Source organism: Enterococcus sp. AZ141, from assembly GCF_051714385.1.
In the GTDB taxonomy this organism is placed as follows: Bacteria; Bacillota; Bacilli; order Lactobacillales; family Enterococcaceae; genus Enterococcus_D; species Enterococcus_D entomosocium.
In genome coordinates this window covers 2,333,263-2,347,177 of the sequence record NZ_JBIORT010000001.1, presented here as the reverse complement: position 1 = coordinate 2,347,177, position 13,915 = coordinate 2,333,263, and the positions used below count along the sequence as shown (strand labels likewise).

General features: G+C 42.6%; 13 protein-coding genes. 2 read left to right on the top strand and 11 right to left on the bottom strand.

Annotated elements, in window-relative coordinates:
- Nucleotides 1-51: 51 nt before the first annotated feature.
- The 3 genes from IGI89_RS10880 to IGI89_RS10870 all read right to left on the bottom strand — a co-directional run bounded on the left by IGI89_RS10880 (nt 52) and on the right by IGI89_RS10870 (nt 2,737).
- Nucleotides 52-1,248 (bottom strand): 3D domain-containing protein, encoded by a 1,197-nt coding sequence (locus tag IGI89_RS10880; RefSeq protein ID WP_194199525.1) that lies wholly within the window; start codon nt 1,246-1,248, stop codon nt 52-54.
- A gap of 205 nt (nt 1,249-1,453) precedes the next feature.
- On the bottom strand, nt 1,454-2,221 hold the full coding sequence (locus IGI89_RS10875; RefSeq protein ID WP_438735648.1) for a putative ABC transporter permease: 768 nt from the start codon (nt 2,219-2,221) through the stop codon (nt 1,454-1,456).
- Nucleotides 2,222-2,359: 138 nt separating this feature from the next.
- Nucleotides 2,360-2,737: a DUF7006 family protein gene (locus tag IGI89_RS10870; protein WP_005234961.1), complete on the bottom strand. Its 378-nt coding sequence runs from the start codon at nt 2,735-2,737 to the stop codon at nt 2,360-2,362.
- A 489-nt stretch (nt 2,738-3,226) separates the two neighbouring features.
- Between IGI89_RS10870 and IGI89_RS10865 the strand changes: the two genes are divergently transcribed.
- On the top strand, nt 3,227-3,850 hold the full coding sequence (locus IGI89_RS10865) for a hypothetical protein (protein ID WP_005234960.1): 624 nt from the start codon (nt 3,227-3,229) through the stop codon (nt 3,848-3,850).
- Nucleotides 3,851-3,912: 62 nt separating this feature from the next.
- Here the strand turns inward: IGI89_RS10865 and IGI89_RS10860 are convergent, their stop codons facing one another.
- From IGI89_RS10860 to IGI89_RS10850, 3 genes are all read right to left on the bottom strand, one after another.
- Complete coding sequence (locus tag IGI89_RS10860) at nt 3,913-5,748, bottom strand: glucosaminidase domain-containing protein (protein ID WP_429969760.1); 1,836 nt, start codon at nt 5,746-5,748, stop codon at nt 3,913-3,915.
- Nucleotides 5,749-5,781: 33 nt separating this feature from the next.
- Nucleotides 5,782-7,272, bottom strand: a complete 1,491-nt coding sequence (locus IGI89_RS10855) for an NlpC/P60 family protein (RefSeq protein ID WP_438735647.1) — start codon at nt 7,270-7,272, stop codon at nt 5,782-5,784.
- Nucleotides 7,273-7,639: 367 nt separating this feature from the next.
- On the bottom strand, nt 7,640-8,260 hold the full coding sequence (locus IGI89_RS10850) for a TetR/AcrR family transcriptional regulator (protein WP_429969758.1): 621 nt from the start codon (nt 8,258-8,260) through the stop codon (nt 7,640-7,642).
- Nucleotides 8,261-8,371: 111 nt separating this feature from the next.
- Here IGI89_RS10850 and IGI89_RS10845 point away from each other — a divergent pair, with 111 nt between their 5' ends.
- Nucleotides 8,372-8,974: an ECF transporter S component gene (locus tag IGI89_RS10845; protein ID WP_309419495.1), complete on the top strand. Its 603-nt coding sequence runs from the start codon at nt 8,372-8,374 to the stop codon at nt 8,972-8,974.
- A gap of 132 nt (nt 8,975-9,106) precedes the next feature.
- Here IGI89_RS10845 and IGI89_RS10840 read toward each other — a convergent pair whose 3' ends face one another.
- The 5 genes from IGI89_RS10840 to IGI89_RS10820 form a co-directional block, all read right to left on the bottom strand.
- A complete protein-coding gene (locus tag IGI89_RS10840) occupies nt 9,107-9,466 on the bottom strand; it encodes a DUF1304 domain-containing protein (protein WP_016613516.1) in 360 nt (119 codons plus the stop codon).
- Between the two features lie 2 nt (nt 9,467-9,468).
- Nucleotides 9,469-9,756, bottom strand: coding sequence for a putative quinol monooxygenase (locus IGI89_RS10835; RefSeq protein ID WP_400451140.1), 288 nt, complete (start codon nt 9,754-9,756; stop codon nt 9,469-9,471).
- Nucleotides 9,757-9,770: 14 nt separating this feature from the next.
- The gene (locus tag IGI89_RS10830; protein ID WP_008378805.1) at nt 9,771-10,406 is read right to left on the bottom strand and encodes a nitroreductase family protein; all 636 of its coding nucleotides are present in this window, start codon (nt 10,404-10,406) and stop codon (nt 9,771-9,773) included.
- A gap of 14 nt (nt 10,407-10,420) precedes the next feature.
- Nucleotides 10,421-10,828 carry a MarR family winged helix-turn-helix transcriptional regulator gene (locus IGI89_RS10825; protein WP_008378808.1) on the bottom strand — a complete coding sequence of 136 codons (408 nt, stop codon included), beginning with the start codon at nt 10,826-10,828 and terminating at the stop codon, nt 10,421-10,423.
- 209 nt (nt 10,829-11,037) lie between these two features.
- A complete protein-coding gene (locus IGI89_RS10820) occupies nt 11,038-13,698 on the bottom strand; it encodes a cation-translocating P-type ATPase (RefSeq protein WP_429969757.1) in 2,661 nt (886 codons plus the stop codon).
- Nucleotides 13,699-13,915: the final 217 nt, after the last annotated feature.

Here is a 13,915-nt window from a genome sequence, read left to right as displayed (position 1 = left end):
AAAAAGAAGCAGCCACTTCATTCTGTGAGCTGCTTCTTGCTAGTTGATTGATTAATCGAGAATCGTTACTTTTACTTGACGACGTCCCCATTGGATACATTGTGCTACGTTATCAAAGTGAACATCAATGATATTTCCTTTGATCGCGCCACCAGTATCAAGCGCTAGTGCTACGCCATAGCCTTCAACATTGACTAAGGTGCCTAACGGAATCACGCTTGGATCCACGGCAACTGCCATTGGATTTTTACGTAAGTCTGTACCGCTTGCTGTAAAGAAACTGGAGCCAGCTTCTTTATAAGAGTAGGCAGTTGATTCCATCATCAATGTCCGACCACTGCTTGTATTGCTGTTGTTGCTATTGTTATTGTTGTTGTTGGTATTGCTTGAGCTGCTATTTGAGCTATTGTTACTGCTTGAAGAGCTGCTCGATGATGAGGTGCTGCTTTCAGTCGTATTGCTGCTCGATGAAGCAGACGATTGTGATTCAGAAGCGCTTGAACGTTCGGCAGCTTGGGCTGCTTCTTTTTCTGCTTTTTCTTTCGCTGCTTGTTCTGCCGCTTCTTTGGCTGCTCGTTCTTCTGCTGCTTTTTCAGCAGCTAAGCGAGCTGTTTCAGCTTCTTTGCTTGAAGCGATTTGTGCCAAAGTTGATTCGTTTTCTTTCAATTGGGCTTGTAGATTCGCAATTTTTGAATCCAGTGTTTTGGCTTCTGATTCTAATGCGGTTTGATTTTCTTTCAATGATTGCTGTGTTGACTGTGCTTTTTCTTCTAAAGCTTCTAGCTTTTCTTTTTCAGCTGTTAATGAATCGATCTTTTCTTTTTCCAAGTTTTGTAACATCGTCATCGCATAGGCACGATTGATAAAATCTTGGATGTTTGATGATTCTAACAGTACCGTCCAGTCTCTGGTAGCCCCGCCATTGACTTGGATGTCTTTCATACGTTCCGCAACGACTGCTTCACGCTTTTCAATTGTTTCTTGTGCAGTTTTGATTTCTGCTTTGGTTGTTGCTAATGATTCTTCATTTTCAGCGATTTGAGCTTTTAGCTCTTCTACCTCACTGTATTTCGCATTCACATCAGTCAATGCAATCTGTACTTCCGTACTGATTTCCTGACTTTGCTGCATGACGGCACTTTCTTGCTCTTGCAATGATTCAAGTGACTCAGCCTGCGCAAAGATTGGAGAAACGATTCCTGCCGCAAAGACAGCGACAACGATTGTTCGTAGTTTCTTTGCCTTCAAAAAATTCCCTCACTTCTCACTATGTTTTCCAACATATCCTATTATACAAATTCTTAAGAAGAATTTTATTGCAGGACCTTTACAATTTGTTACAAATTATCGTAATAGTGGGTGTTTTAATCGTCTTTTTCAACTGAAATCAGTCAGAAGTGGGAAGAATCAGCATTGATAAGGGTTTATTTTTTGTAATCTTACCGTAACAAACCTATTTTTTCTTACGGATCGCTTCAATAAATCGAGACAATTCCTGACTGCTTTTTATCTGATTGATTTCTAACTTTTGAAAGTTTTTTAAGAGTCTTCTTTGATGGAAAGTCAATCTCGGTAGATTCTGTTTTAATATGCGCCATTCTTCTGGAAACGCTGCGAAGCGCCCTTGCCAATCGTTTTTATATTGCTCAATATTTTCAGCCAATTCTTTTTTGTGCTGTTCAAAGGCTTGATTGACCTGTTGCACCGCTTTCTGAAAGGCAACCAAGTTAGCTAGGGTATAGCCCATATCAAAAGAGAGAACCATTAATAAGAAAACTGGCAATAAGAATCCTACGCGAGCACTCAATGTTTGAACAATCTCCAGCATTTGCGGATGAACAAATCGAACAATGAGCACACAGCACACGCCCCAAAAAAAAGAAATCGGCAATGCCACCCGTCCATTGATATTTAATGGGACTTCTTTATAATCCCACCATGAGGCATGAAAAAAACGCTCAAGTAAATAACTTGTCACATATTCAAGCACGGTAACCAACAACGCTGCCGCAAAGAACAGTGGAATCACTTGCTCATGCAATGGCCGCAATAAATAGACAACGCCAAGAATCCCAAAGCCGTAGATGGGTGTGATGGGACCAACAAGGAAGCCCCGATAAACAAAGTGCTTGGCTTTTAGTGAGCAATAAATGGTTTCCCAAAGCCAACCGATAAATGAGTACAAGAAAAATAATAAAATGATCCGTTCAAATTGAACCATACCTATCCGCTCCTTTTCAAACTGTCACAATGATCTGTGCAATCGTACTTGTCATCACAATCATACCACAAATCAATCAGTCTTATTTTGAATCAGTGCAGTAGCTTATTCCCTGTTTGAACGTTCTTTTTTCGTTGCTTATTGATCACCAAAAATAATTGATGGGTGCACTTGTTCTTTCAAACTATAGCCACACAGTTCTTTGTTAAAGGTAAAATGATCTTGTTCCACATTTGCAATGATCTCATCTTCGGAAAATCCGTGAAAATCGTAGTCATTGATATAACTGCGAAGTAATACTAATTTTGCATCGATCAAGAGAACTCTTTGGATATCCATCCAAAAAGCCATGTCTTTGTTTTTCAATATTTTTTTCAATTCTGCTTCCTGTGCTAACCAGTACGCATAGACTGATGGCATTTCACCTTTAATGGTTTCAGCAGATAATCCTTCTCTCATTTTTACTAGATACTCATTTACTGATTGATAAAACAATTTCCTTCCCCCTAGTTCCATTATTTTTAAACGTAGATCTTATGTTTCTTCTATTCCTCGCCGCTTTGAGCTATCTTTCTCTATCCGGCTGTCGCTGATGTCGCCCTACTTTTTGTATCGAAAGAAGCCATAGTATTTCGCAACAAAATTCTGACAATTATTCAAAACAATTAGATAAATAAAAAACACACTATTATTTTATAGATATAACCGACACAATTTTTAACTTCACTATTCTTTTAATGCTTCCTTTCTTTTCTAAAGCATAGCAAAAGTCGCCCCGTATTTATAATCAACTTTTGCATCAATCTAAGAAAAAAGTGAAAATAAGCGGTAACAGTCAGTTATTTCGGCTTCATTTTTTTAAATTTATTATTTAACAATCCTTTATTTTTTTCTTTTCATGCAGTAACTGAGAATATTTTATTGCGTTATTTCCTTTCCTATTATACGATTAACTAAATAATGTTGGTTATTTGAAAATAGAAAACAAAGGGGAACGTGAGAATAATGAGAAAAAGTGTTGTTTTTAGTTTATTGGGGTTCACACTTCTTTTTGCTGGCTGTACGCCAAAAGAGGAGAAACCAGCTTCAGAAAGCACGGAAAATGCAAGCGCTACAAGCTTATCTATGACTTCGTCAACAGAAGTCGCGCAAGAATCGACGGGCTCTTCCAGCGAAGCGGCTTTACCGAGTTCGGAACAAACCATCACAGGCGTGAGTGGAACAAACTATACCATCGATTTGCCTAGTAATTGGCAAGAGGTACCCGATTTCACTTCATTGAATCCTGACAATGATTTCATGTTGTCAGATGCGTTAGAAACGAAATACTTAGCTGCAGTCGTTGAATCGAAACAAGATTTTGCCGATTTAGAAACTTATCTCGGATTGGTTCAAGAAAATTTGGCAACAAGCTTCGATACGACCGCCACCTTTTTACCAATTCCTGACACGAAGGCCTATTTCGTTGATTTCCCAGCGACAGTTGAAGGGCTAAATATCCACTATATTTATTATGTACTTGAAACCGACAATAATTATGTTCAGTTGTATGGTTGGACGTTAGAAAGCTTATACGACTCTTCAAAAGACGAGCTAACAGCGATCATGAACAGCTTCAAAGAAGAATAAACAAAACATCTGGAACCATTTTGGCAAATAGCCGCAAAAATGGTTCCAGATGTTTTTTCATTTTATCTACGGACTACAAGACGCTGTCCTACAAGAATCAATGAGCCAGAAAGATTATTCCACTGCATCAACTGATTCACAGTCACACTGTAGCGTTGCGAAATGCCCCATAGAGTGTCTCCCGAACGTACGGTATAGGTGGTGCTGTTTGATGAGGAAGTGTTCGTTTCTTGAACATACGCTGCACTTACCCAGCCACGCCCTTCAATTCGATACCAGACGTTGTTGCCATTCACACTGGTTCCGGTCTTTTGCGCAACCGCGCGAAAAGAGGAGTTGTTTAACAAAGAACCAACAATTCTGGCACTGGTAGACGCATCAGAGCGAATATTCAATGTTGCGGTTGTACGAAACTCTTTGTTGATGCTTTGCTCAGAGCTATTACTTCCAGCGTTCACTTCTGTCACGTACGTAGCACTCACCCAGCCGCGTCCTTGAATTCGATACCACACATTGTTTCCGTTGACACTCGTTCCCGTCTTTTGAGCGACTGCTCGAAATGTCGCATTACTTGCCAAGGAGCCAACAACAGAAGCGCTAGTCGATGCATCTGAACGGATGTTCAAGGCAGCAGTTGTGCGGAACTCTTTGTTGATGCTTTGTTCGGCATTGTTGTTATTGTTGTTATCATTCCCACCCGTATTCGATGAGATCTCCGTCACGTGAGCAGCACTTACCCAGCCACGTCCTTGAATTCGATACCACGTCGTATTGCCGTTCACACTGGTACCAGTTTTTTGCGCTACTGCTTCAAATGTTGCATTGGCAGCCAATGAACCAACGATCGAGGCGCTAGTGGAAGCATCCGAACGGATATTGAGTGCTGCATTTGTTCTGAATTGCTTATTGATCGCCTGCTCAGAATTGTTATTGTTGTTATCATTTGAACCGCCACCACTTGATGTATCGTACTGGGTCAAATTGTGCGTTTCAATCAAGTTGTTTAGCTTACTTGCATAAGAAGTATCGGTGGCATAACGTCCTTGCAGCCATTGAGTCGCGTCACGATAAGAATTTGTATTAGACTTCCATGCCCCATGGTAGAAGAAAACACCCGGCGAAAATGAGGTAGTTCTCAAAACGTGCGCATTGTCTTGAAAAGATTCTTTTAATGAGGGGTATTTACGAAACCTAGCAATAATCGGATAGAGATTGCCATTCCCGTCATCTTCCATGGTTTGCATCTCTACAAATTGTCCATTGTAAGATCCCTTGATACCAAACATATTATTTGCAAGAGTGGTCAGCGTGGATTGCCCCCAACCTGATTCTAAGATCGCTTGGGCAATCATGACCGAAGCGTAGAGGTCATTTGCCCCGGCAACTTCTTGTGCCATTGGTCCTACTTGCTGAATAAATGCTTGCTGATTGTTGGAACGTGCCATTGGATTGTTGTAGTTGGGCATGACCTTCGTTTCAATGGCGATCCGCTCTTCTTCTGACAGAACAGGAATATCACTATCGGTTTCTGCTTCATTCTGTTCAGAAGCATCATCTGCTGGTGCATTTTCGGGTACCTCTTGGATGTCTACTCCATCCGCACTTTCAGCTTCTGATGGATCGGTACTATCTTGAGTTGCTGGTGATCCCTCGTTCACTTCTTGATCATCTACAATGCTCACTGAATCATGCGTCGATGTGTCTTGGGTTGACTCTGCTGTTTCAACTACTTGAACACCATTTTGGGCTTCTGCTGACTCGAGAGTATCTGCTAAAACATTCATCGGCAAAATATTCACCGTACTAACAAGTGCAGCGGTTGCCGCCGCACTTTTACGGTAAAGAAGCCCTCTTTTTTGTTTCTTCGCACGATAACGAAGTTGTTTTCTTTCTTCCATTTGTCTCTCCTTAAAACTACAGCTAGCTACTTCTTACATTCTTACTGCAAAGCTAGGTGTAAAATGAGCGGTGCTGCCAACAGAAACATTTTGTCCTGGGCGTGGTGCATGAATGTATTGTCCGCCACCTAAAGCAATGGCTACATGATAGGTGCTACCTGATGAACCCCAGAATAAAAGATCTCCTGGTTGTGCTTGGCTAACGGAAATCACTGTACCGGCTGTTTCTTGTGGCACCGTCCATCCACCAATATCTCTCCCTGTTACTTGTAAAAAGACATAGCGAGTAAACCCAGAACAGTCAAAGCTGTCCGGTCCTTTGGCACCCCACACATAGGGTTTTCCGATATGCTTATAGGCTTCTGCCACGATTGCAGCACCATTTGTTGATGCTGGTGCAGAAGGTGCTGGCGGCGTCACGATCGGTGCAGGTGACGGAGCAGGCGTTGGCACCGGTGTTGGTGTAACTGGCGTCGGTGCTGGCGTTGGTGCAGGAACTGCAGGTGCACTGTCCGCTGGCGTCTCCGGTGCTGCAGGTGTCACTGGTGTTTCTGGCTCTTGAATTTCTGGTGTATCTACTGGTGTTTCCTCTGGAACCTCTGGTGTTTCAACCGGTTCAGATTCTTGCGTTTCCTCTGGTTGCGTTTCTGCTGGTGCTTCTGGCTCTTCCACTGGCGCTGGGCTCTCTGTTTCTGCGTCAGGTTCTGTGCTCTCTACTTGAACAGCTGCTTCATTCAAGGCTGCTTCTTCCGCTGCAGCTTGTTCTGCCTGCTGTTGCGCCGCTTGTTCCGCTTGGGCTTGTAAAGCAGCTACTCGGGCAGCTTCTTCACGAATTCTCGCTTGCTCCGCTTCATAGGCTTCTTTTTCCGCACGCAGCTGTTCTTTTTCTTCTTCTTTCGTTGCTTCTTCGTAGGCTAAATTACTAACTAAGACATTTAATTCTGCTTGGCTTGCTTCCAAAACACCTTTTTGTGCTTCCAGATGGCTCTGTGCTGCTTGCAATTCTGCCACTTTTTCTTGTGATTCCGCACGCTTTTGTTCAACAGCTTGTTGGTCGGCTTTTTGCTGTTCGATCACTTCATTATTCGCTCGAATGATCGTCGTCATCGCATGCAAACGACCGACTAGATCACTGACAGAGTCCGCCTCTAGTACCGCTGTTAGAAAATGGTCGCCTTTTCCATTAACTTGTGTTTCTCTGGCTTGCTTTTCAATGTTTTCCGAGCGTTTGGCAATGCGCTCTTCTAACTGACTGATTTCCTGATCCAATCCTTCGATCGCTTGCAACAAATCACTTTGCTGCGCTAAAATGATTGCTGCTTCTTGATTTAACGAATCAATTTCTGCAGACAATCCGTCAATTTCCCCTTGTACGCTTTGACGTTGCTGTCTCAACTGATCAATTTCGTTATTTTTTTGTTCGATCAATTGATCGTGATTCGTAGCAAAAACGGTCACAGGTCCGCCGAATGATGACAATACAATGCCGCACATACACACTGTTGCTAAGATTTTCTTCTTCATCTGATCCTCCAAATTCAATTTTAAAACTTTTTTTTCATTTATTTGACCATTTTCATTTTACCATAGTTCAGCAACAAACCCAATCCGTAAGCGATTTACATTTTAGTTACATAAATAAGCTCTGTTTTTTTATTACATGTTCCCCACTCCTATCCCACCGACACGCCGAGTGAATCCCTATGTATCAACTGTTCAAGAAAACTTCATAGAAAAAGTCCTTTTTCTTAAGAAAAAATAAATAATGTTGTAGATTTCACTTTTATTACATTAATTTTCTGCAAAATATGCTTGATTCACAAAGTTATAAACAGACGAAAAAAGCTCCTTCCTAGTGTTTTCTAGAAAAGAGCGAGTTTTTTTGTCTGTGTTATTCACGATAAGGGAGTAGTTGTCTCATTACGGCGATTTGGTCATCAATGGTCTGTTCTGTGATGTGACCGGTCAGAGCCAAAATCCCTAATCCTTCAATCACGAACATATAGTTTTCTGCGATCACTGCCAAGTTTTCATCTTTTAATACACCTTGCTGAACGCCCACTTGAAAAATCTCATGGATCGTCCGTTTCGTCTCAGCGAGTTGAGCTTGCTGCAGTGAACTGGAGGCTTCGGTTTTATGCGTATAGTAATACTCGTAGACGGCTCGCAGCATACCGTCAGAAATGCTGTGGAGTAGACGCTTGCGATGGTCGGAAAAATATTTGTTTAAAATCGTTTCAAAGGGTACATGCTCCATGATCATCTCTCGTACATCATCAAATTTTCGTTTGGAACGCTGCTCTAACACTGCCAAAAAAATCTCATCCACCGAACGAAAGTACAAATAAATGCCGCCGCGACTAATGCCGCACTCTTCGATAATGTCCTTCATTGTCGCATCAATCAAACCTTTCTTACTAAAGACGACTTTGGCACTTTCAAGAATCAAATCACGCTTTTGTTGTTTTTTCTTTTCCGCTGTAGTCAATTCGCTCTGCTGCTTCTTCGCCATTTTTTTGGCTCCTTTCATCACATTATTAATGACACTCGTGTCATTTTGTTGTATAATCAACCTAACTTAAAAAAATGACACGAGTGTCATTATAAAAAAGGAGTGTTTACAATGAATACAAAAAGCAAAACCTATCGCCTTGTCATTCGTGCCATTTTGACTGCTATTATTATTTTACAGACGATGGTGCCTTTCCTTGGATTTATTCCGATCGGTATCACTAGTTTAACGATCATCCATATCACGGTGATCGTCGCTGCCATCGTTTTAGGGACAAAAGACGGGATGTTCATCGGCTTAGTCTGGGGGATTTTTACCATGATCCGTGCGTTTACCTCTCCGACAACGCCCTTAGACATTGCTGTTTTCACCAACCCAATCATCTCGGTGGTTCCCCGTGTGTTGGTTGGCTTAGTGGCTGGTCTCTTGTTTACGATCATTTACAAAAAGACCAAAAAAGTCGTCGCTGCTTCGATTGTTGCCGCAATCTTTGGGACCATCACCAATACAGTTTTGGTTTTAACGTTAATGGGAACCTTATATACTGGCTTAGTTGCCACTACCTATGGTGTCGATGCTTCGGCTTTATTCGTGACCCTCGGTGGAATCGCTGTAACGAATGGAGTCTCTGAGGTGATCACAGCTGCGATCTTAACACCCATTCTAGTAAAAGCCTTATTTGCAGCAACCAGCTTACGTCCAGAAAATCGTTAGTCCCTTCTCTTATCCTATCATTTTTTTCACGTTCTGAGTACTCTTTGCCCAAACATTAAAAGCCCCCGATCGAAGAAAGCTTCTATTGTATAGAAATGCTTTCTTCGATCGGGGGACTTCTTCCTTTATTGGTTAAAAAAAGGTGGATAGCAAGGCAAGGATCGCTAGACCGCCTTGGGTCAAAATAATTTTCTTGTCGCTAGTCACACTGCCATATGCAGCCACTAAGATAATGTAGATCAACAGCAAGCGACTGATTTCCAATGGTGCTGAAGCAAAGGTAATACTATACAGTAACCCCAAACCAATCAGCCCATTGTAAACTCCTTGGTTTTTGAACAAGGTCACAACGATCGGTCGTTCAAGTTCTGCTTTCGTCACGTTGAAGACCCGCGCTGTTGCTTTGGACGTAGTGGCAAATGTTTCTAAATAGAGAATATAGAAAAATTCTAAGGCAACCAGTACAATCAAAATCGTCGATAAAATCGTCATCTTTATTCTCCTTGATGAGCGACAACGATCTCGCTCGGTTTGGCTGCAAAGTCAGGCATTTGTTGGAATAATTGTTGCAGCAGCGGGTTTTGATTGTGGACGGTGATCGCTTCTTGATTCGCCCATTTTTCGACCATGACAAACCGATTGTCCTCTTTCAATGATTCATAGAGATGATAGCCGTGGCAGCCATCCTCAGTTCTTGCCGATGCTATTAATGGCGTAACAGCGGCTAAAAAATCTGCCCGCTTTTCTTCTTTGATGTAAAACGTTGCATTGATGATTTCCATCGTTTTCCCTCCTCTTATAGAAATGTCGTAATTTGTTCTGCGTCTAACCGAACGGATTCATAGCCTAATTCTTTGGCTTTTCCGACTGAAAGGATCATGACAGGAACATAACGTTCTTTGTCTAAGCCAAAAGCTTCTGCTAATTGATCTGCTTCAAAGCCGCCTATTGGGTTGGTTTCATAGCCATGCGCCCGCGCAACTAACATAAATTGCATCGCTGCTAAACTAGCGTCGATCTTCACCACATCATTCATTTGTTCTTTTGTAAGATTTTCGTAATGAGGAATGATCGCTGCTAATTGTTGGTCACGTACTTCCGCTGGCATTTTGCCTTCTGCTACTGCTTTGTTATAAATTTCTTCTCCTAGTTCATGACAAAGCATATCGCCAAAAATCAAGACCATTGCAGAAGATGTATCATTTTGTCGGACGTTGAAACGAATCAACGGTTTCAATTTTGCTTTTTGCTCATCGCTTTCCACAACGACAAAGCGCCAAGGCTGCATATTGACTGAGGAAGGTGCTGTCGTTGACTCTTGGATCATGGTCAACATTTCTTCATGGGGGATTTTGTAGGTTTCATCATAGACACGAACCGATTTTCGGCCAAAGGTGATCTCTGAAAAATTGTTATTGCTGTATTCTGTCATGGGTTTGCCTTCTTTCATGGAACTAATTTCATAAGTAATGTTAGAAGCTGTGCTTCTTCTTCTTCGGTCAAATTGATGCCTAACGACTCCTCAGAGCTGGCATGCTTTGAAGCACAACTAGCCAAATCGGCTTGTGCTTTCGGTGTCAAAGAAACAAAAATCTCGCGGTTATTGTCTTTGTTTCGTTCCCGTGTTACAAATTGTTTTTCTTCGAGAATCTTCAAATGCCGAGTGACCGCTGCACTATCGATCTTCAATTCATTCTGTACTTGATTTTGGGTACAGCGTCCTTGCTCATTCAAAAACTGCAGCAACTGATAACGGGTCAGACTAAAGCCAGTCTCTTTTTCAAAGATCGCCGTTAATTCTTGATTCACGATTTTCATCCGATACAGCAATCCGCTTAGCTCACGTAAATTCATTGCATAAACCGCTCCTTTCATCATTGATTTGTCAACTGTTGACTAGTCAAGTATAAATCATTTTCTTTTGCTTGTAAAGAGTAAGCAAAAAAGACCCGCAGCTAGGCGAACTTCATCAAGGATCGAATCAAGAATCCTTTGGCGAAGTTGCGCCATTAGGCTGCGGGTCTTCGTTACTCCGGTATTGAGAAAATACTGGAGAATTTATTTTATTTTAATTGGAAGAGTTTCTTCAAGCCCATCACAATCAGTGTAGAGATCGCTGCAGCAGCGAAGATGATCCCCCACGTGCCGGCTTGAATTGGCATCGTGTCTAATAGCTCATTCATAAACGGTACATAGACTGCTGAAAGCTGCAAACCTACGGAAAGGAGCAATGCCCCCATCAACGGTTTGTTTTTCAAGAGAGTTTTGTCTAAGCCAAAACCGCTGCTCTTACGAACGTTGAAAATATGCATTAATTGTGCTACTGCCATAAAGGTAAAGGTCGCTGTTTGTGCATAAAGCAACTCGTGATCCGTCAACATCAAGAAATTGAAGAAGCCAAACGCCACCAAACCAATCACAACACCACTTAAAATGATGCGTCCTAAGAAGCGTTTGTTGACGAGGCCATCAGCTTTCGACCGTGGCTGACGTTTCATGATATCGTCTTCTGCTGGTTCAAAGGCTAACGCCATTGCTGGCGCAATATCGATGACTAGATTTAAGAAAAGGATATGCAGCGGTTGGATCGGCATTGGCATCAAGAAGATGACACTTAAAAAGATCGTCACGATCTCAACCATATTACAAGAGAACAGGAAGGAAACATATTTTTTTATGTTGTCAAAAATGATGCGTCCTTCTTTGATAGCATCGACGATCGTTCCAAAACGGTCATCCGTCAAAATCATATCGGAAGATTCTTTGGCTACTTCTGTCCCACGAATCCCCATGGCGATCCCGATATCGGCGCCGTTGAGTGCTGGCGCATCGTTGACCCCATCGCCAGTCATTGAAACGATATCACCTTCTTCACGCAACGCTTCCACAAGCTGTAATTTATTTTTTGGTGAAACTCGAGCAAAGACAGCGACTTCTTCGATTTTTTCGTTAAAGCCTTCTTGCCCTACCAAATCATCGATCTCACGACCCGTCATGGTATTTTCATGGTCTTTTAAGCCAATTTCTTTGGCGATCATGGAGGCCGTCTTCGGATGGTCCCCAGTGATCATTTTCACTCGGATCCCCGCTTCTTGTGCAACCTTCACTGCTTCTTTGACATCTGTTCGCGGCGGATCGACGATGCCCGCAAAGCCTTGGATCTTGATTTCCTGCAGTGCTGCTTTCAGCTCTGCTTCGTCCGTTCCACCTTGATAATCCTTGATGCAACCGACAGCGATCACCCGCTGCCCATGACTGGCTAACGTGTCATTGTATTCATGAAGTTGTTCTTTTTCTGTAGCATCAGCTAAATCAATTAAGACATCTGGTGCCCCTTTGATGATCAATGTCCGTTGCTCTCCTTCATACACGGTCACCATGTATTTGTTGTCGGAATCAAAGGGCATTTCTGCGATTTTCTTCAGCCCGCTGTCCTGCTCTTTTTGCCGATCGATGCCGATCTTTTGACCTAAAACGACAAACGCCCCATCTGTTGGATCACCGAGGATCTCGTATTGCCCTTCGTTTTCACGTAAAGTGGCGGTGGTACATAAAGCACCGTTTTCGATCATCCCTTGCAGCGCATCATGATTGGTTGCATCGATTTCGGTTTCATCCTCCGAGTCTGCCTTGTAGAATTTTCCGTTGGGTTCATACCCATTTCCTGTCACTTTGAACATTTCTCCTGAACCTAAAATGATCTCGGCGACCGTCATTTGGTTTTCTGTCAGCGTCCCCGTTTTGTCACTGGCAATGATACTGGTGGCGCCAAGAGTCTCGACGGCTGATAACGATTTGACAAGGGCTTTGTGCTCGGCCATCGTTCGCATCCCACGAGACAATGTGATCGTCGAAACGGCTGGCATGGCTTCAGGAATGGCTGCGACCGCTAAAATAATCGAAATATGGATCATTTCGACAAATGGCTGATTCGTCAAAATACCTGCGACCAAAACTGCCACAGCAGCAAAGAGCGCTGCAATAATGATTGCTTTTCCAAGCTTGTCCAATTCGATATCTAACGGCGTTTGACGCTTTTTGTCACCCGTCAGCATGTCACTGATTTTTCCAACCTCGGTCTTCATGCCGGTTTCTGTCACTACTGCATAGGCATTTCCCCGAGTTGCCGCAGTTCCTGCGAAAACGACATTGCGACGATCGCCTAATGGAACATCTTCTTCATAAGTTTCTCGTGCATCTTTTTCAACAGCTTCTGACTCACCGGTCAGCGCTGATTCGATGCAGGCAAAGTTGCTCGTTTCAAGTAAGCGAGCATCTGCCGCAATAGCATCCCCTTCTTCCAAAACGAGAATATCGCCTGGAACGATCTTTGCCGACTCAATTTCCATTACTTCTCCATCACGAATCACTTTTGCGGTAGTGTAAATCATGCTTTGAAGTGAATCAATTGATTTTTGCGCTCGTAGCTCTGTAATGAATCCTGTCATCACAGCGATCACCACGGCAATCAAAACTGCAATTCCTTCAACCGTTTCCCCCATCGCAAAAGAGAGTAACGCAGCTGCTAGCAAGAGATAAACAATCAAGTTGTTCAAGTTATGCCACAGCAATTCCCATACAGAAAGGGATTCTTGTTGCTGGATCGTGTTTTCTCCGTATTTTTCTAAGCGTTTGTCGGCTTCTTTCCCGCTTAGGCCTTGCTTGCGGTCACTTTCAAAATGTTTCAAGGTCTCTTCAGTCTTTTGCTGGTAAAATTTTTCCATCAAATTCCTCCTTTTAATTGTAAACTTCTTGCCGAGGGTTTCCACGTTTCTGAAGGGATACATCGTTACAGATACCTTGCACAGTCATTTTTGATTTGAATTGGTTCAGGCGATCGCTGAATGAAGGGAATATAGCCAATAAGAAAAGCAAGCGCAGGTTGACTGGCTGAGGGAAAAGGTATGCGTGTTGAGCGCCGATCATTTTGCGAGCAGTGAA

Bases quoted from the DNA above. Each gene is read 5' to 3' on its own strand.
- IGI89_RS10875 (WP_438735648.1), bottom strand. From the start codon at position 2,221: ATGGTTCAATTTGAACGGATCATTTTATTATTTTTCTTGTACTCATTT.
- IGI89_RS10850 (WP_429969758.1), bottom strand. From the start codon at position 8,260: ATGGCGAAGAAGCAGCAGAGCGAATTGACTACAGCGGAAAAGAAAAAA.
- IGI89_RS10830 (WP_008378805.1), bottom strand. From the start codon at position 10,406: ATGACAGAATACAGCAATAACAATTTTTCAGAGATCACCTTTGGCCGA.
- IGI89_RS10870 (WP_005234961.1), bottom strand. From the start codon at position 2,737: ATGGAACTAGGGGGAAGGAAATTGTTTTATCAATCAGTAAATGAGTAT.
- IGI89_RS10820 (WP_429969757.1), bottom strand. From the start codon at position 13,698: ATGGAAAAATTTTACCAGCAAAAGACTGAAGAGACCTTGAAACATTTT.
- IGI89_RS10825 (WP_008378808.1), bottom strand. From the start codon at position 10,828: ATGAATTTACGTGAGCTAAGCGGATTGCTGTATCGGATGAAAATCGTG.
- IGI89_RS10845 (WP_309419495.1), top strand. From the start codon at position 8,372: ATGAATACAAAAAGCAAAACCTATCGCCTTGTCATTCGTGCCATTTTG.
- IGI89_RS10860 (WP_429969760.1), bottom strand. From the start codon at position 5,748: ATGGAAGAAAGAAAACAACTTCGTTATCGTGCGAAGAAACAAAAAAGA.
- IGI89_RS10835 (WP_400451140.1), bottom strand. From the start codon at position 9,756: ATGGAAATCATCAATGCAACGTTTTACATCAAAGAAGAAAAGCGGGCA.
- IGI89_RS10855 (WP_438735647.1), bottom strand. From the start codon at position 7,272: ATGAAGAAGAAAATCTTAGCAACAGTGTGTATGTGCGGCATTGTATTG.
- IGI89_RS10865 (WP_005234960.1), top strand. From the start codon at position 3,227: ATGAGAAAAAGTGTTGTTTTTAGTTTATTGGGGTTCACACTTCTTTTT.
- IGI89_RS10840 (WP_016613516.1), bottom strand. From the start codon at position 9,466: ATGACGATTTTATCGACGATTTTGATTGTACTGGTTGCCTTAGAATTT.